The sequence below is a fragment of the Pandoraea horticolens genome (genome assembly GCF_902459555.1).
Taxonomy (GTDB): Bacteria; Pseudomonadota; Gammaproteobacteria; order Burkholderiales; family Burkholderiaceae; genus Pandoraea; species Pandoraea horticolens.
Genome location: NZ_CABPSM010000007.1, coordinates 261,783 through 279,233, shown reverse-complemented (window position 1 = coordinate 279,233; position 17,451 = coordinate 261,783). Strand labels below are relative to the sequence as shown.

12 protein-coding genes are annotated in these 17,451 nt (G+C 63.2%); 9 read left to right on the top strand and 3 right to left on the bottom strand.

The genetic code is table 11. The features are described from left to right. Window positions 1-219: 219 nt before the first annotated feature. The 3 genes from PHO31112_RS14110 to bamE all read left to right on the top strand — a co-directional run bounded on the left by PHO31112_RS14110 (window position 220) and on the right by bamE (window position 6,781). Window positions 220-1,977: an autotransporter assembly complex protein TamA gene (locus PHO31112_RS14110; RefSeq protein ID WP_246178191.1), complete on the top strand. Its 1,758-nt coding sequence runs from the start codon at window positions 220-222 to the stop codon at window positions 1,975-1,977. Beyond that, entirely contained in the window at window positions 1,977-6,113 is a 4,137-nt protein-coding gene (locus tag PHO31112_RS14105) for a translocation/assembly module TamB domain-containing protein (protein ID WP_150621070.1), read from the top strand. Before PHO31112_RS14110 ends, PHO31112_RS14105 begins: the two co-directional genes overlap by 1 nt. Before the next feature lie 131 nt (window positions 6,114-6,244). Further along, the gene (gene bamE / locus PHO31112_RS14100; RefSeq protein WP_150621069.1) at window positions 6,245-6,781 is read left to right on the top strand and encodes an outer membrane protein assembly factor BamE domain-containing protein; all 537 of its coding nucleotides are present in this window, start codon (window positions 6,245-6,247) and stop codon (window positions 6,779-6,781) included. Between the two features lie 92 nt (window positions 6,782-6,873). Here bamE and PHO31112_RS14095 read toward each other — a convergent pair whose 3' ends face one another. After that, the gene (locus PHO31112_RS14095; RefSeq protein WP_150621068.1) at window positions 6,874-7,122 is read right to left on the bottom strand and encodes a DUF6356 family protein; all 249 of its coding nucleotides are present in this window, start codon (window positions 7,120-7,122) and stop codon (window positions 6,874-6,876) included. Window positions 7,123-7,239: 117 nt separating this feature from the next. On the opposite strand from PHO31112_RS14095, the gene PHO31112_RS14090 reads away from it, so the two are divergent. Together PHO31112_RS14090 and PHO31112_RS28190 are read left to right on the top strand one after the other, a co-directional pair. Then, on the top strand, window positions 7,240-7,701 hold the full coding sequence (locus PHO31112_RS14090; protein WP_036662003.1) for an Lrp/AsnC family transcriptional regulator: 462 nt from the start codon (window positions 7,240-7,242) through the stop codon (window positions 7,699-7,701). Between the two features lie 298 nt (window positions 7,702-7,999). Next, window positions 8,000-8,176 (top strand): hypothetical protein, encoded by a 177-nt coding sequence (locus tag PHO31112_RS28190; RefSeq protein WP_246178177.1) that lies wholly within the window; start codon window positions 8,000-8,002, stop codon window positions 8,174-8,176. 37 nt (window positions 8,177-8,213) lie between these two features. Here PHO31112_RS28190 and metG read toward each other — a convergent pair whose 3' ends face one another. Both metG and PHO31112_RS14075 read right to left on the bottom strand, forming a co-directional pair. After that, window positions 8,214-10,322, bottom strand: coding sequence for a methionine--tRNA ligase (metG, locus tag PHO31112_RS14080; protein WP_150621066.1), 2,109 nt, complete (start codon window positions 10,320-10,322; stop codon window positions 8,214-8,216). A 386-nt stretch (window positions 10,323-10,708) separates the two neighbouring features. Next, window positions 10,709-11,353 carry a YiaD family glycine zipper/OmpA-like lipoprotein gene (locus tag PHO31112_RS14075; protein ID WP_150621065.1) on the bottom strand — a complete coding sequence of 215 codons (645 nt, stop codon included), beginning with the start codon at window positions 11,351-11,353 and terminating at the stop codon, window positions 10,709-10,711. 273 nt (window positions 11,354-11,626) lie between these two features. On the opposite strand from PHO31112_RS14075, the gene apbC reads away from it, so the two are divergent. From apbC to gltS, 4 genes are all read left to right on the top strand, one after another. Continuing rightward, window positions 11,627-12,709 (top strand): iron-sulfur cluster carrier protein ApbC, encoded by a 1,083-nt coding sequence (gene apbC, locus PHO31112_RS14070; RefSeq protein ID WP_150621064.1) that lies wholly within the window; start codon window positions 11,627-11,629, stop codon window positions 12,707-12,709. Between the two features lie 123 nt (window positions 12,710-12,832). Then, window positions 12,833-13,402 (top strand): dCTP deaminase, encoded by a 570-nt coding sequence (gene dcd / locus PHO31112_RS14065; protein ID WP_010805461.1) that lies wholly within the window; start codon window positions 12,833-12,835, stop codon window positions 13,400-13,402. A gap of 104 nt (window positions 13,403-13,506) precedes the next feature. Then, a complete protein-coding gene (locus tag PHO31112_RS14060; RefSeq protein WP_150621063.1) occupies window positions 13,507-15,792 on the top strand; it encodes an arginine/lysine/ornithine decarboxylase in 2,286 nt (761 codons plus the stop codon). Between the two features lie 334 nt (window positions 15,793-16,126). Further along, window positions 16,127-17,341, top strand: a complete 1,215-nt coding sequence (gene gltS / locus PHO31112_RS14055) for a sodium/glutamate symporter (protein ID WP_150621062.1) — start codon at window positions 16,127-16,129, stop codon at window positions 17,339-17,341. Window positions 17,342-17,451 lie beyond the last annotated feature (110 nt).

Here is a 17,451-nt window from a genome sequence, read left to right as displayed (position 1 = left end):
ACAGATTTGAGAGACACGGGTGAATACGCCGTGGGGATATGGTCAAATATGCCCATCTACGCATTGCACGTTACGTCGTTGTGCGATGCTTGCCAACATTGTTCGATTGAGCCCCCTGAACCGCACGCGGGACAACCTGCGGCGGTATTTAAGATTTCAAGGAAGGTTTTGTCCGTCTCACAGATCAAACCCGGTTTCGACGTTTCTCGTCGCCTTGGCGTGCGCCCTTTGCGCACCCTGCCTGCCGCGCTTCTGGCGCTTGCCACACTGACCTGCGGCCTATTGGTGCCCGGCGTGGCACAGGCCGACTATCGTGTTCGTGTCGACGCCCCGAATGGCCTGGCCAAGCTCCTCAAGGACAATCTCGACCTCGCGCGTTACGCCGAGCGTGACGACATTGGCGAGGCGCAGTTCGAGCACCTGATTGCGACCGTCGGTGAGCAGGTTCAGGAACTCACGTCGACGGAAGGCTATTTCTCCCCCGTCACGCATGTGGATGTGGCCACCATCAACGGCCGCCACGACGTTCACGTCACGGTCGACTCGGGGCCGCGCACGTATATCAAGAACCTCGACCTGAAGTTCGAAGGCCCGGTGATCGAGCAGAACCCGCAGCGCGTCGAGCAGTTGCGTCGCGCCTGGGAACTGCCGGTGGACGCTCCGTTCCGTCAGGACGACTGGGACAAGGCGAAGAACGACACGCTGTTTCAACTCGGCCAGAAGCGGTATCACGCGGCGAAGATGTCCTTCTCGCGCGCGACGATCGATGCCGACAGCGACACGGCGTCGCTTGCGGCCACATACGAGAGCGGCCCGCCGTTCACGCTTGGCCCGCTCATCATCTCCGGCACCCGGCGCTATCCCGAGCAGATCATCCGCAACGTCAACCCGCTGTCAGAGGGCGAGCCGTTCGACGCCGATCGCCTGCAGGAACTGCAACGCCAGATTCAGGCGACGCCATATTTCTCGAACGTCATCATCTCGGTGACGGAAGATCCCGAGAAGGCCGCGAATGCGCCGATCGAGGTGAACGTGCGCGAGTTCCCGGAACACCGTGTGCAGAGCGGGGTGGGTTATACGACGGATACGGGGGCGAGCGTCAATGGCCGGTACTCCTACTACAACCTGTTCGGCCGCGCGTGGACATTCGACTCTCAGGCGCGTCTGGAGCAATACCGGCAGGGCGGTTACGCCGAGATCGGCATGCCGCCCGACACCACCGGGTACACCAACAGCCTGCGCGGATCGTTCGATCGCACCTACCTGAACGGCCTCGATCAGCGCTCGAGCCAGATCGGCGTGAAACGCGCACGCTCGCGCGAGCGCTACGACTGGGCCTACACGCTCGACCTCTACCGCGCCGACGAACGCCCGGACGGCGGTCAGCGATTTCTCAACAAGGCGCTCGTGCCCGCGTTTTCCTGGAACCGTCGTGACGTGGACGACCTGATCTTTCCCCGCAGGGGCAACATCATCAACACGCAGATCGGCTTCGCCGCGAAGCCCCTGCTGACCGATCAGAGTTTTGCGCGTCTCTATGGCCGTATCCGCCAGTACTTTCCCGTGGGACAACGCGATCTCGTGATCGCACGCCTAGAGCTTGGCGCCGTGCTCACGAACGGCAACACCAATCGCATCCCGTCGCCGCTGCTGTTCTTCGCGGGCGGTACGTCGTCGGTTCGCGGGTACACGTATCAGAGCATCGGCCGTCAGCAGAACGGCACCACGTTCCCGACGAAGTACCTCGGTACGGCGAGCCTCGAATACCAACGCTGGGTGACCCGCGACTGGGGCGGGGCGGTGTTCTGGGACGTCGGCACGGCGACCGATGACTATCGCCATCCCACGCCGCTGTATCACGGCGTGGGTTTCGGCGTGCGCTGGCGCAGTCCCGTCGGCCCCGTGAATCTCGACCTTGGCTACGGCGTGCGCGACCGGCGCTTCCGTCCGGCCATTTCGCTGGGGGTGGCGTTCTGATGAGTACGATGCCCCTCGATAAGACGCCCGGCGACACGCCTGCGCCGCCGCCTCCACCCGCTGCGCCTGTGTCACCCACTCCACCCCCTCCCCCTCCGCGCCGTTGGCGATGGGGCCGCACCCTGGCGGGCATCGTGCTGGCGCTGCTGCTGATCGTCGCGCTGGCGATCGGTGCGCTGCTCTGGGCAATCTCGAGCGAGCAGGGCAGCCGCTGGCTGTGGCAGACGGCCGTGTCGACGCTCGGCGGCAAACTCTCGGGCGAATGGCACAGCGGCAGCTTCGCCCATGGCTTCACCGTGCGTGACGTGCGCTATCTCGACGGCGCAACGCGCATTACCGTGAGCCGTCTCGAAAGCCGCTGGGAACTGCAATTGCGTCCGCTGCATTTCACCGTCGACAAGCTGCGCGCGGGCGATGTAGAGATGGCGTTCGCGCCGTCGCCGCCATCGAACACGCCGACGACGATGCCGTCGAGCCTGCGGCTGCCGCTCGGCCTGACACTGAACGACGTTCGTGTCGCCAAGCTCACGCTGGATTCCCCCGCGCTGGTGCTTGATGACATTCGTGTCTCGGCGCGCAGCGACGGCACGCAACACACAATTCAGGTCGAGCACCTCGGCACACCCTACGGCAAGGCCCAGGCGAATCTGCAATTGAACGGACGGCATCCGTTCGCTCTCAGCGGCAATGTCGGCTTGCAAGCCAAGGCGGGCGACATTCCGGTGGCGTTGCAGGCCAATCTGTCCGGCTCGCTCGACGCGCTCGCCGTCGACCTGAGCGCGAGCGGCGAGAGGTTGAACGGGACGGCCCATATCGCCGCCTCGCCGTTCGGTCCGGTGCCGCTTTCGCGCGCACAGATTTCGCTCGATCACCTGAATCCGCGAGATTTCGCTGCCAGTGCACCGCAAGCGGATCTTGCGGTGCAGGCCGACTTGCGGCCCGAGCCCGGAGCCAAGGAATTCCGTGTGCTGGGGCCGGTGTCCGTCACCAATGCCAAGCCCGGGGCCATCGATGCGGGATGGCTACCCGTCGAGAGTCTGCGCACCCAGGTGCTGCTCGACGCAACGCGTCAGGCGTTGACAGACATCGAGTTGAAGCTCGCAGGGCGCGCGGTGCTTACCGGTAGCGGTGAGTTGCGTCGCGAGAAGATTGCCGCGACGGTGGCTGCGGCGCCTGTGGCGTCGGGGGCGAGCGGCGCGAGCGTTGCCACTGGGACGGCGCCGGGTGCCGAAGCTACCGTCGGCGGCTTTGCCCTCACGATGCGCGATCTCGACCTGCGCGCGTTGTACGGCAAGCTGCCGGCGACGAAACTCGCCGGGCCGCTCGATATCAGGCTCGACGCTGCCGGGCAACGCATCGTTCTCGACTGGCGCGACGCCGCCCGGCACGTCTTGGCCGATGTCGGTCTCGACGCCAAGGGCACCACGATCCACACGCTCTCGCTCGATGCCGGCAACAGCAAGGTCGCCGCAACCGGAGGGCTCGAAAACGGCGACACCGGCGCGTATCGGGCGCAGATCAGGCTCACGCGTTTCGACCCGGCGGCATGGTATGACCTTTACGGTCCGCAAAAGCGCGGCGCAAAGACCCCGGCGGCGAGTGTCACAGGACAGTTCGACGCGCAGGGCACCCTGCGTCCAGCGTTCGGTCTCACACTGAAGTTTGCGTTGCGGGACAGTGTCTACGCCGACTTGCCGATGAGCGGGTCGGGCACTGTCAGGCTCGCGGGCAAGCGTTTGCTGCCGAGCGACGCCAACTTGCTCGTGGCCGGCAACAAGGTGGTGCTGCGCGGCAGCTTCGGCGCGCCCGGCGACAGGATGGCGGTGAATATCGATGCACCGTCGCTCGACAAGCTCGGTTTCGGGCTCGCTGGTCGTTTGCGACTCGACGGGCAGGTGTCGGGCACGATCGAGCGTCCGGCGGTGGTTGCCGCGCTCGCGGCCGACAAGCTCATTTTCGGGGTGCAGAAGCTCGAGCATCTCACCGGCAAGGTGGACGTGAGCGGTGGATTGCCGGGCGCGGCGGGCGATCGTCTTAACGTGACGCTCGACGGCCAGGGTTTCACGAGCGATATCGCGCGGCTCGACAAACTCTCGGTGGCGCTGGCGGGCACCCGTGGCGCGCATACGCTGCATCTCAAGGCGGCGGGCAAGCTGCGCGAAGCGCCGCTGGACATGGATCTCGACGCCGCCGGAGCGGTGACCGGCGCGGGAGGCAAACCGGGCTGGCGCGGCACGATTCACACCCTCGAAAACCGTGGTGTACCCAAGCTCAAACTGGCCACGCCGTGGCAGGTCGAAGCGAGTGCCGAGCGTGTGCATCTCGGCGCGGCCAAGCTGGTGACGGGGGCGGGGACGCTGTCGCTTGCGAACTTCGACTATGGCGATGGGCAACTGAAGACAGCCGGCACCATCGACGCGCTCGATATCGCGCAGGTGCTGCGCGTCGTGGCGTCGTTCACGGGGGAGCCGTCGCCGGTCGCGAGCGACCTCATACTCGATGGCAAGTGGGATGTGCGCGCCGGTCAGCGCGCCGATGGGTTTGTCGAGATCGTGCGTCGCAGTGGCGATGTGACGCTACGCCGCGGTGGTGTGAACGAAAACGTGAAGGTGACCGTGACAGGCATTCCCGGCCTGAGTGCCGAGAAGGGCGGCGTCGGCGCCCGTGTGCCGCTGGGCATCTCGGAACTGCGTACGCGCATCGATCTGTCGGGACAGACGGCACGTGCAACGCTCAAGGCCGTCTCGTCGCTGGTCGGAACGGTCGACGCCGACGTACAGGCCGGCTTGCATGTGCAAGCCGGCATTCCCAATGTACCGGACGATGCGCCGCTCACGGGACGCGTCGCCATCGCCATTCCGGACCTCTCGAAGTTCGAAGCGCTGGCCGGTGCGCAATTCGCGTTCAAGGGACGTGCCAACCTGCAAGTGGCGCTGGCGGGCACTGTGGCCAAGCCACGCCCCACGGGCGAGTTGACGGCCGACGATCTGTCGATGCAGATGTTCGATACCGGCGTGAGCGTCAAGAACGGCCGCGTGCGCATCGTGCTGACGCCGACCGAAATCGTGCTGCGGGACGTGGTCGTGACGGGCGGTGGCGGGGGCACGGCGAAGGCGACGGGTAACATCCGCCTTGATACGCCTGAGCCGACGCTTGCGATCACACTTGCGGCCGACAAGCTGCAATTGTTCGCCGCCCCCGACCGGCAGCTTTCGCTGAGTGGAGAGGCGAAGGCGGCAGGCAGTGGCGAGGCAATGGCGGTGACCGGCAAGTTCACCATCGACCGGGCCCGTTTCGCCTTGCCGCCGACGAGCGCACCGAAGCTGGGCGACGATGTCGTCGTTGTGCGCGGCGGGGCACAGACGCGCGCCAAACCGATCGACCCGAAGGAGGAGGCCGCCCGCATCGGTGCGAAACCGGCCAGCCGCTTCTCGCCGCACATCAATGTGGAGGTGGATCTGGGACGCGATTTCCGCTTTGTCGGTGCGGGGGCCGATCTGCTGTTGCGCGGCAGTATGCGCTTGCAGAGCGACCCGCTCACGCCAATGCGCGCCACCGGTACGATCACGGTGGCCGAGGGCACATACGAAGCGTTCGACCGCAAGCTCGCCATCGAGCGCGGTCAGATCAACTTCGTCGGTCCGCTGGACAATCCCGACATCTACATTCAGGCCATGCGCCGTAACCAGGAGGTCGCCGCCGGGGTGCTGGTCACGGGTACGGTGCGTCAGCCGCGCGTGTCGCTTGTCTCGGAGCCCAACGTATCGGACGAGGAGAAGCTCTCGTGGCTGATGTTCGGGCACGGTCCGGACGGTGCGGGTCTGGGCCAGCGTCAGGCGATGGCCGGGGCCGCGACGGCACTGCTCGGGGCAACCGGTGGCAAGCGCATCATCAAGGATCTGGGGATCGACGAGTTCAGCATCGGCACCAGCGACTCGGGGCTGGCGGACGACGAGCAGGTGGTGAAGGTGGGCAAGGCGATCTCGGACAACTTCGCGTTGGGATATGAGCAGAGTCTCACCAGCGCGGCGAGTATCGTGAAGATTACATGGCAAGTCTCGCGCCGCTGGCAACTGGTGCTGCGCACCGGCTCGCTGTCCGGCTTCGATGTGCTGTTCAACCGTCGTTTCGACTGACGCACGCATGGCGCAGCAAACGATGATGCGGGACTGTGAAGCGTGAAGAGGAGGTGTTACCGATGCTAACGTCGCGTAGTTCCGTTCATCCGGCGCAGGGGCTGCGCCGGGGTCTTCGTTGGAGAGTGGCCATGGGATTGTTCGCGAGTCTGCTGGGACTATTCGGCTGCGATCAGCAGCAGATCGACAAAGCGCGGGAGAAAGCGCGCGACACGTTCAACGCCATCAAGCCGGACGATATGCTGCTGCGCAACCTGACGCCCGGCGTGACAACCGAAGCGCAGGTGCGTGAGCAGATGGGCAAGCCCGAAATCGTCTGGGAAAACGACGACGGCTCGCGGCGGCTGGAGTATCCGCGCGCGCCGGGCGGCTTGCGAACCTACATGGTCGACATCGCGCCGGATGGGAAGCTGCGCGCCGTTATCCAGGCGCTCGCCGCCGAGAATTTCCAGCAGGTGCAGCCGGGCATGACGCAGGACGACGTGCGGCGGCTGTTGGGCAAGCCAACGACCGTGGCGGAATACCGCTTGAAGAAGGAAACGGTGTGGAGCTGGCGCTGGCTCGAAGATGGTGTCAACACGCCGGGGATGTTCAACGTCCACTTCGGTCCGGACGGCCGTGTGACGGTCACGTCGCGCTCACCGGACCCGGCGTCGGAGCGTCCCTGATCCAGCGGGAAAGGTGCTGCGATGGGGGACGAGCCTCGCTTGCCGGGCGGCTATTGGGCGAGCGGGCTTATCCGCTCGCCTGAGTTGTCCGGTTATGTCGCCTGATCCGCCTGATTTGCCTGAGCGGCTTGCGGGGCGTGCCGGTGACGATGCGTCACCATGCGATCGTGCAGGCTAACGATGATCCGGCTGCCCGTCTTGGCAAACAGGAACGGCAGTAACGCGTGCACGAGACAGGCCAGAAAGGCGCCCAGCAACGGCAGTGCGAACGACAGTGCCGATCCCATATGTTGGAAGTAGCTTTCGCCGACAGAGGCCGGGTGCTGAGTGAAGATTTTCATAATGTCCCCAATTTCCGGAATATTTTTGAAGTTTACTTGCCAACGCGGGGTAAAGGCTTTCAAATATTCGGCCGAATCGGGTAGGATTTGGAAGAACTTTCCTCCCGGGTGGCTGTTGTGGACAAAACTGATCTCGCAATTCTCGAAAATCTGCAAGCCGATGCCTCGCGCTCGCTGGGTGAACTGGCCGAGGCTGTCCACCTGTCGCCCACGCCCTGCTGGCGGCGTGTGCAGCGTCTGCGCGAGAACGGGGTCATCACTGGGCAGGTGACGCTGTGCGACCCTCAGCAGCTCGATCTGCGCGTGACGGCCTTCGTGTTCATCAAGGCGGCGACGCACAGCGAGGACTGGATGGTTCGCTTCGTCGCCGGCGCGCGGGAATTGCCTGAAATCGTCGAGATTCATCGTATGGCAGGCGAGATCGACTATCTGCTCAAGGTCTATCTGCCGGACATTGCGGCTTATGACCGTTTCTACAAAAAGCTCATCCGCGTGGCCGATCTGCAAGACATCAGCGCAAGCTTTTCGATGGAGACGGTGAAGTTCACCACCGCATTGCCGGTGGATCATCTGCGCTAGCCCGCGCCGGGACATCGGCCCGACGATTTTCCGAAGGACTCGAGACGCGCCGCGGCAGTCACGCTATCGAAGCATTCGCTCGGACAAATCTCATGGCTCAGAACATCTACGACAACCCCGAGTTTTTCGCCGACTACAGCCAGTTGCCCCGTCAGGTGCAGGGGGGACGGCGCGCCCGAGTGGCCCGCCATCCGGGCGATGTTGCCCGATTTGCAAGGCAAACGCGGGGTCGATCTCGGCTGGGCGTCGTGCGGGATGCGGAAGCAGGGCGCGGCGCACCGATTGGTTCGCCAAGGGCGTGCTGAAGTACCGTCGCACGCTCGGCACAACGCTGAACGCGCCCATCGACGCGGGCTTCCTGATTCAAAAGGTCGAGGAGTTTGCGCCGACGGCCGCGCAGATCCGCGCGACGCCATCGCTGGCGGACATGACGTCCGCCAACGGGGTGTCTTGCTTGGGAAGAGCGTCGGCGTGAAGCGCGGTCCGCCTTCCCGTGTGCTGGCGTGGCTGCCTTACTTGACGCGCATGCCCGGCTTCGCGCCGTCGTGCGGTTCGAGGATGTAAATCCCCGGTTCGGCTTTCTCGTCGGCGGCCGATGCGGCGAGCACCATGCCTTCGGAAAGACCGAACTTCATCTTGCGTGGTGCGAGATTGGCGACCATCACCGTGAGCTTGCCCACCAGCACTTCCGGCTGCGGATACGCCGACTTGATCCCGGAGAAGACGTTGCGCGTTTGCGCTTCGCCGGCGTCGAGCGTGAGTTGCAAGAGCTTGTCCGACCCTTCGACCGCCTTGCAATCGACGATGCGTGCGATACGCAGATCGATTTTTGCGAAATCGTCGATGGTGATGACACCGTCCTCGGCGCGCTTGTCCGGCTTGCCGGCGTTCTCCGTCGTCTTGGCGGTTTTGTCCTTGCCCTTGGCCGCGGCAGCGTCCGTGGCCGGCGCGGCTGCTTGCAGCGAGTCGCGGTTGGCCGCGAGCAGCGCTTCGACCTGCTTGCCTTCGACGCGCGTCATCAGATGCTTGTACGCAGCGATGGCGGTGTCGGCGGTGAGCGGGCGGCTCACGTCGTGCCACGTTTGCGGCGCGATGTTCAGGAAGTGCTCCACGGCCTCGGCCGTCACCGGCAGCACCGGCTTGAGGTACAGCGTGAGCAGGCGGAACGCCTCAAGGCACACCGAGCAAGCCTCGTGCAGCGCGGCGGCCTGCGCCGGGTCCTTCGCCAGATCCCACGGCTTGACCGTGTCGACGTAGCCGTTCACGGCATCCGCCTGTTCCATCACCAGACGCAGCGCTTTGCCGAATTCGCGGGCTTCGTAATGCGCGGCGATCTGCGGGGCGACGGCACGCAACTGACCCAGCAGTGGCGCTTGCATGGCGTCCGGCGCCACGCGGCCGTCGAAACGCTTGATGAGGAAGCCTGCTGCACGGCTGGCGATATTCACGTACTTGCCGACCAGATCGCTGTTCACGCGGGCGATGAAGTCATCGAGGTTCAGGTCGATGTCTTCCATCGTGTTGCTCAACTTGGCGCCGATGTAATAACGCAGCCATTCCGGATTGAGGCCCGTGTCGACGAAGCTCTGTGCGGTGATGAACGTGCCGCGCGACTTCGACATCTTCTGGCCATCCACCGTCAGGAAACCGTGGGCGAACACGTTGGTCGGCGTGCGATGGCCCGAGAACTCGAGCATCGCGGGCCAGAACAGCGTGTGGAAATACAGAATGTCTTTGCCGATGAAGTGATACTGCTCGGTTGTCGAACCCGGCTTGACCCATTCTTCGAAGTTCAGGCCACGCTGCGCGCACAGGTTCTTGAAGCTGGCGTAGTAACCGACCGGCGCATCGAGCCACACGTAGAAATACTTGCCCGGGGCGCCCGGAATCTCGAAGCCGAAGTACGGGGCGTCGCGCGAGATGTCCCAGTCGGCCAGCGTGGACTCGCCGTCTTCACCGAGCCACTCCTTCATCTTGTTGGCGGCTTCAGGTTGCGCGAGACCGGCAACCCACTTGCGCAGGAACTGCTCGCAGCGCTTGTCCGAGAGCTTGAAGAAGTAATGGGTCGACGTCTTGCGCACTGGTGTGGCGCCCGAGACAACCGAATACGGGTTGAGCAGGTCGGTCGGCGCGTAGGTCGAGCCGCAGACTTCGCACGAATCACCGTACTGGTCCTTGGCGCCGCATTTCGGACATTCGCCCTTGATGAAGCGATCCGGCAGGAACATTTCCTTGACCGGGTCGTAGGCCTGTTCGATATCGCGCGCTTCGATCAGCCCCTGATCCTTGAGGGCGAGATAGACGCTTTCCGACAGTTCACGGTTCTCTTCCGAATCCGTCGAATAGTAGTTATCGAAGGAAATGCCGAAGCTGTCGAAGTCGCGCTTGTGTTCCTTCCAGACGCGCTCGATCAGTTGCTTGGGCGTGAGACCTTCCTTCTCGGCGCGCAGCATGACCGGCGTGCCGTGCGTGTCGTCCGCACCGACGTAATAGACCTCATTGCCCTGCATCCGCATGAACCGTACCCAGATATCTGTCTGGATGTATTCCACCAGATGACCGATGTGAATCTGGCCATTGGCGTACGGCAGGGCGGAGGTGACAAGAATGCGGCGGGACATGAGGATCGATTGTCTGTTGAGGGGTCGGGGAAGGGACGATTCTAGCAGGCGGGGCGGGATGACGCCCAATCGGGCGTTCCGGGGGATGGATTTGCAGGGCGCGCGTTGGCTGGCGTCAGGGGGTGAATGCGGGATCGAACGGCCAAAAAAAAGCCGGAACCAGGTTCCGGCATAACTAGGCACACGTAACGTCAATAACAAAGAGGAGATGGAAGCGCCCACAGCAGGCACTTCCGAAGGGTCTGAGCGATGTGACGCGGGTTTAGTTCAACCGATGTGCCGATCTTTCGATGGTGCGGTGCAGCATGAAAACGCCGCGAGCCCGTCAAACACATGCCCGGCGGACCGGGCATGTGTCGGAACGGCAAACGTGAGACGCGGGAGGATCAGCCGCGCGGTGCGGACAGCAGGATTTCCACGCGGCGGTTCTGCGCACGGCCCTCGGCCGTGGCATTCGAGGCGACCGGCTGGCTCGAGGCCACGCCCGTGCCGCTCATGCGGTTCATCGCGACACCACGGCTGTTCAGATACTGGATGACGTTGGCCGCCCGGTTCTGCGAGAGGGGAATGTTGATCCGGTCGCCGCCCGTGCTGTCGGTGTGGCCCACGACGTTGGCGGTAATGCCCGGGTTCTGGTTGAGCGAGGCGGCAACGTCGTCGAGCACGGCGCGGAAGTTCGGCTTGATCTCGGCGCGGCCGGTATCGAACGTCACGTCGCTCGGCACGGCGACCTTGAGCGTGCCATCGGGTTGTTCGGAGATCGTGGTGCCAGTGCCGGCGGTGTGGCCGCCCAGCATGTTCTTGATGGCGCCCCAGTTGTACCCTGTTGCGCCGCCGGCGGCAGCGCCCACGGCGGCGCCGATCAGCGTGCCGGTGGTATTGCCTCCGATGAGGTTGCCCAGACCTGCGCCGACTGCCGCACCGACGCCGGTGCCGACAGCGGTATTGGTGCCCTGTTCGGTCTGGCACCCGGCCAGCATGGTGGCAGCAGCTAGAACTAGCGCCGAAGCGCGCAGAGTATTTTTATTCATTTAAGGCTCCTTCTCGATTAGCTTGCAGTCATGAAACAACGCGTGAGCACTTCGCCGAAGCACGCGCGCCTCGCAGGGGTTTTGAGCCTGTGGGCGCGGCGTCTTTTACAATAGCGCTGAGTGTCAACCGCAGGCAAGGAAAGATTGCCGCGACGGCTGGTTCCCCAAACACGCGCGCCTCGCATGCTAATCGAGAGCGCGCGCCACGGATGTTACAAGTTGTTAGCGCCCGCCGGGGGTTTTCCCGGCGGGCCTCGACAGAGCGAGAGACCCATGGAAGTCGCCCAAATCAATGAAGTGCTGCGTGGCATCGTCGACCCCGACACGAGGCTCGATCTGATCGCCGGGAAGTATGTGAAGCAGGTTGTAGTCGAGCACGGCCACGTCGGCATTCAGATCGAGTTCGGCTATCCCGCCAAGAGTCAGTTCGAAGCGATGCGCGCGAGCATCACCGAGGCCGTGGGCAAATTACCCGGCGTTGAGCGCGTGGCCGTCGAAATCAGCCAGAAAATCGTGTCGCATGCGGTTCAGCGCGGCGTGAAGCTCCTGCCCAACGTGAAGAACATCGTGGCTGTGGCCTCGGGCAAGGGGGGCGTGGGCAAGAGCACCACGGCCGTGAACCTGGCGCTGGCACTCGCGGCCGAAGGCGCCAACGTCGGTATTCTCGATGCCGACATCTACGGCCCGTCGCTGCCCACGCTGCTGGGCATTCACGGCAAACCCGAATCGAAGGACGGCAAGACGCTCGAGCCGATGGTCGGCCATGGGCTGCAGGCAAGTTCCATCGGTTTTCTGATCGCGCCGGACAATCCGATGGTCTGGCGCGGCCCGATGGTTACGCAGGCGCTCGAGCAACTGCTCAACCAGACGAACTGGCACGACCTCGACTATTTGATCGTCGACATGCCGCCGGGCACGGGCGACATCCAGCTCACGCTTGCGCAGAAGGTGCCGGTCACCGGTGCGGTCATCGTCACCACGCCGCAAGACCTCGCACTGCTCGACGCCCGCAAGGGTCTCAAGATGTTCGAGAAGGTCGGCGTGCCGATCCTGGGCCTCATCGAGAACATGAGCCTGCATATCTGCTCGAAATGCGGTCATGAAGAGCCGATCTTCGGTGCGGGCGGCGGCGAGCGCATGAGCCACGATTTCGACGTCGACCTGCTGGGCAAGCTGCCGCTGGAGATGAGCATCCGCGTGCACGCCGACGCCGGCATGCCGAGCGTGGTGAGCGACCCGAACGGCCCGGTGGCCGATCGTTACCGGGCCATTGCCCGCAAGGTGGCGGTGAAGATCGCGGCCAGGCAGAAGGACATGACGAGCAAATTCCCGTCGATCGTCGTCCAGAACACGTAAAGGTGTTCGACAGGGCGTGCGCCAGCCCCGTGCGGTGCGGTGCGAGTGAAAAAATCACCGCACCGCAACAATCGCGTAAAATACGCGCACTTTTTCACGTACTACGCCCATTCAGGCCCACACATGAGCATCAAGTCCGACAAATGGATTCGGCGTATGGCCGAAGAGCACGGCATGATCGAGCCCTTCGAGCCGTCGCAGGTCCGGTATTCCCAGGACGGGCAAAAGATCGTCAGCTACGGCACGTCGAGTTACGGCTACGATATCCGCTGTGCGGCTGAATTCAAGATCTTCACGAACATCAATTCGACGATTGTCGATCCGAAGAACTTCGACGAGAAATCGTTTGTCGACTTCTCCGGCGACGTCTGCATCATTCCGCCGAACTCGTTTGCGCTTGCGCGCACGGTCGAGTACTTCCGCATTCCGCGCAACGTGTTGACCGTGTGTCTGGGCAAATCGACGTATGCCCGCTGCGGCATCATCGTGAACGTGACGCCGTTCGAACCCGAATGGGAGGGTTACGTGACGCTGGAATTCTCGAACACGACGCCGCTGCCGGCCAAGATCTACGCCAACGAGGGCGTGGCCCAGGTGCTGTTCTTCGAATCCGACGAAGTCTGCGAGACCTCGTACAAGGACCGCGGCGGCAAGTATCAGGGACAGCGTGGTGTCACGCTGCCGAAAACCTAGCCTGTTACGCTCGACTCGCCGCCGGTGAGCATCCCCCATATCGCACTGCCCAAGAGCCACGGCCATGTCGGACCGTGGCTCGTTCTTTTGTCGAAGGAACGCCAATGAAATTCCGTTTTCCGATCGTCATCATCGACGAGGACTTCCGCTCCGAAAATATCTCCGGATCCGGGATTCGTTCCTTGGCGGAGGCCATCGAAGCCGAGGGCATGGAAGTCAACGGGCTCACGAGTTACGGTGATCTGACCTCGTTTGCGCAACAGGCAAGCCGCGCTTCGAGCTTCATCCTGTCCATCGACGACGACGAGTTCGGCACGTTCTCGAGCGAAGCGGGCGGCGAGGGCGAGGGAGAACTGGCGCTGGCCATCATCAACCTGCGCGCCTTCGTGCAGGAAGTGCGCCGTCGCAACCCGGACATTCCGATTTTCCTGTATGGCGAGACGCGCACGTCGCGCCATATCCCGAACGACATTCTGCGCGAGCTGCACGGCTTCATTCACATGTTCGAGGACACGCCGGAGTTCGTGGCGCGTCACATCATTCGTGAAGCCAAGTCGTATCTCGACTCGCTGCCGCCGCCGTTCTTCCGCTCGCTCACGCATTACGCGGCCGACGGGTCGTACTCGTGGCATTGCCCGGGGCACTCGGGCGGCGTGGCGTTCCTGAAGAGCCCGGTCGGCCAGATGTTCCACCAGTTCTTCGGTGAGAACATGCTGCGCGCGGACGTGTGCAACGCGGTGGAAGAGCTGGGCCAACTGCTCGATCACAACGGCCCGGTGGGCGCGTCGGAGCGCAACGCGGCGCGCATTTTCAATGCCGATCACCTCTTCTTCGTGACGAACGGCACGTCGACGTCGAACAAGATCGTGTGGCATGCCACCGTGGCGCCGGGCGATATCGTCGTGGTCGACCGTAACTGCCATAAGTCGATTTTGCATGCAATCACGATGACGGGCGCCGTGCCGGTGTTCCTCACGCCCACGCGCAACCATCTGGGTATCATTGGCCCGATTCCGAAATCGGAGTTCGAGCCGGAAGTCATCCGCGCGAAGATCGAGGCGAACCCGTTTGCCCGCGAAGTGCTCGAACGTGACCCGAACGCCAAGCCGCGCATTCTGACGATCACCCAAAGCACCTATGACGGCGTGATCTACAACGTCGAAATGATCAAGGAAGTGCTGGGCAACAACATCAACACGCTGCATTTCGACGAAGCCTGGCTGCCGCACGCGGCGTTCCACGATTTCTACCGCGACATGCACGCGATCGGCGAAGGCCGTCCGCGCTCGTCGGAAGCAACCATCTACGCCACGCACTCCACGCACAAGCTGCTCGCCGGTATCTCGCAGGCGTCGCAGATCGTGGTGCAGGACTCCGAAGCTCGCACGTTCGATACGTACCGCTTCAACGAGGCGTATCTGATGCACACGTCGACCTCGCCGCAGTACGCCATCATTGCGTCCTGCGACGTGGCGGCCGCCATGATGGAGCCGCCGGGCGGCACGGCGCTCGTGGAGGAATCGATCGTCGAGGCGCTCGATTTCCGCCGCGCCATGCGCAAGGTGGAGAGCGAGTACGGCGATTCGTGGTGGTTCTCGGTCTGGGGTCCGGAAAATCTGGGCGACGAGGGCACGATTCAGCGCGAGGACTGGGTGCTGCGCGCGAACGACCGCTGGCACGGCTTCGGCGATCTGGCCGATGGCTTCAACATGCTCGACCCGATCAAGGCGACGATCATCACGCCGGGGCTGGACGTGGAAGGCGAATTCGGCGAGAGCGGCATTCCGGCGGCCATCGTCACCAAGTATCTGGCCGAGCACGGCATCATCGTCGAGAAGACGGGGCTGTATTCGTTCTTCATCATGTTCACCATCGGCATCACCAAGGGCCGCTGGAACTCGATGGTGACCGAGCTGCAACAGTTCAAGGACGACTACGATCACAACCGTCCGCTGTGGCGTGTGCTGCCCGAGTTCGTGGCGAAGTTCCCACGCTACGAGCGTATCGGCCTGCGTGACCTGTGCGATCAGATTCACAGCGTGTACAAGGCGAACGACGTGGCGCGCGTGACCACCGAGATGTACCTCTCGGACATGCAGCCGGCGATGAAGCCGACCGACGCGTTCTCGAAGCTGGCGCACCGCCAGATCGACCGTGTGCCCATCGATGAACTGGAAGGCCGCGTGACGAGCGTGCTGCTCACGCCGTATCCGCCGGGCATTCCGCTGCTGATTCCGGGCGAGCGTTTCAACGCGGCGATCATCGAGTACCTGCGCTTCGCGCGCGACTTCAACGAGCGCTTCCCGGGCTTCCACACTGATATTCACGGTCTGGTCGTCGAGGAAGTGGACGGACGTCCCGAATACTTTGTGGATTGCGTGCGTCAGTAAGTCGTCCTGCCTGATGTGAAAAGCGGCCCCGTGTGAAAACATGGGGCTTTTTTCTTGTGTGTCGATTGCCCTGAAGGTGGCGCGCCTTATACGCCTGTTTGCGGCGTCTGAAATTCATGACTTGCGTACTCTTGACTTGAGGAACACAGTGGCGTGTGTGTAACTCGATTGAAATGACGGTGAACTGGCGCGAAATGCCGGTATATTGACGCAAAGCGCCCTCGATCGCTCGATTTGTGCATTAGCTTGAATTTCTCGCATTTAAGCAGTTTCCCGGCAATTAGGACTGCTTCGATTGCTACACTCGACGCACTTTTTTCGAGCAGGAGGGTTCATGGAAACCGGACAACTGGTGTTCAGTAACTACGGCACGCTCGTATGTGCCACGTTGGTCTTGTTGCTGGGCCGCAAGCTGGTCGAGTGGATCGCACCGCTCCGTACGTACAGCATTCCCGAGCCGGTCGCTGCTGGCTTGCTGGTGGCGCTGGGCACGCTGGCGCTGCGTCAGATCGGGCACTTCGAATTGAAATTCGATACGTCGCTGCAAACGCCGCTGATGCTGGCTTTCTTTGCGACGATCGGCCTGTCGGCCAATCTGGCGAGCCTCAAGGCGGGGGGGCGTCGTCTGGTGCTGTTCCTCGCCGTGGTGGCGGGTATGTTGATCATGCAGAACGCGATTGGCGTTGGGCTTGCCACGATGATGGGATTGGCGCCGGGCGTCGGTATGCTGGGCGGGTCGATCACGCTGGCGGGCGGGCATGGCACGGGCGCCGCGTGGGGTGAGACGCTGACCTCGCGCTACGGCGTGCAATCGGCCCTTGAGATCGCGATGGCCTGCGCCACGTTCGGGCTGGTGCTGGGAGGCTTGCTGGGCGGGCCGGTAGCGCGTTATCTGGTGGGGCGCTTGGGCAATCAGGTGCCGGGCTTCGATGTCGCGAAGGATGCGGCGCCGGAAGGCTTCGAGCAACCGCATACGGTGCGTCTGATTACCGCGCAGGCGCTGATCGAGACGGTGGCGATGATTGCGATCTGTCTGTTGGGCGGCGAGGTCATTGCACGCTGGCTCTCAGGGACGGCGTTCGAATTGCCGACATTCGTGTGCGTGCTGTTTACCGGTGTGGTCGTGCGCAATCTACTGTCGCTCGTGGGGTATGAAGTGTTCGAGCGCTCGCTGTCGGTGATGGGCAACGTGAGTCTGTCGCTGTTTCTGGCGATGGCGCTCATGACCCTGCGCCTGTGGGATCTCTCGACGCTGGCGTTGCCGATGATCGTGATTCTCGTCGTGCAGGCCGTGGCGATGGCTTTGTACGCGATTTTCGTCACGTTCCGCGTGATGGGGCGCAACTACGATGCCGCGGTGCTGGCTGCGGGCCATTGCGGCTTCGGGCTGGGCGCGACGCCGACGGCCATCGCCAACATGCAGGCGGTGACCGAGCGTTTCGGTCCGTCGCACATTGCGTTCCTGATCGTGCCGATGGTGGGGGCGTTCTTCATCGACATCCTCAACGCGCTCATCATCAAGGGGTTCCTGTCGTTACCGCTGTTCTGATGGAAGGCGTGTGACATCGCCGTGCCGATAAAAAATGCCACCCGATCGGGTGGCATTTTCGTTGGTGCCGGCTAAGTCAGAAGAGATCAGAGCAAGGTTCGACGGCCCTG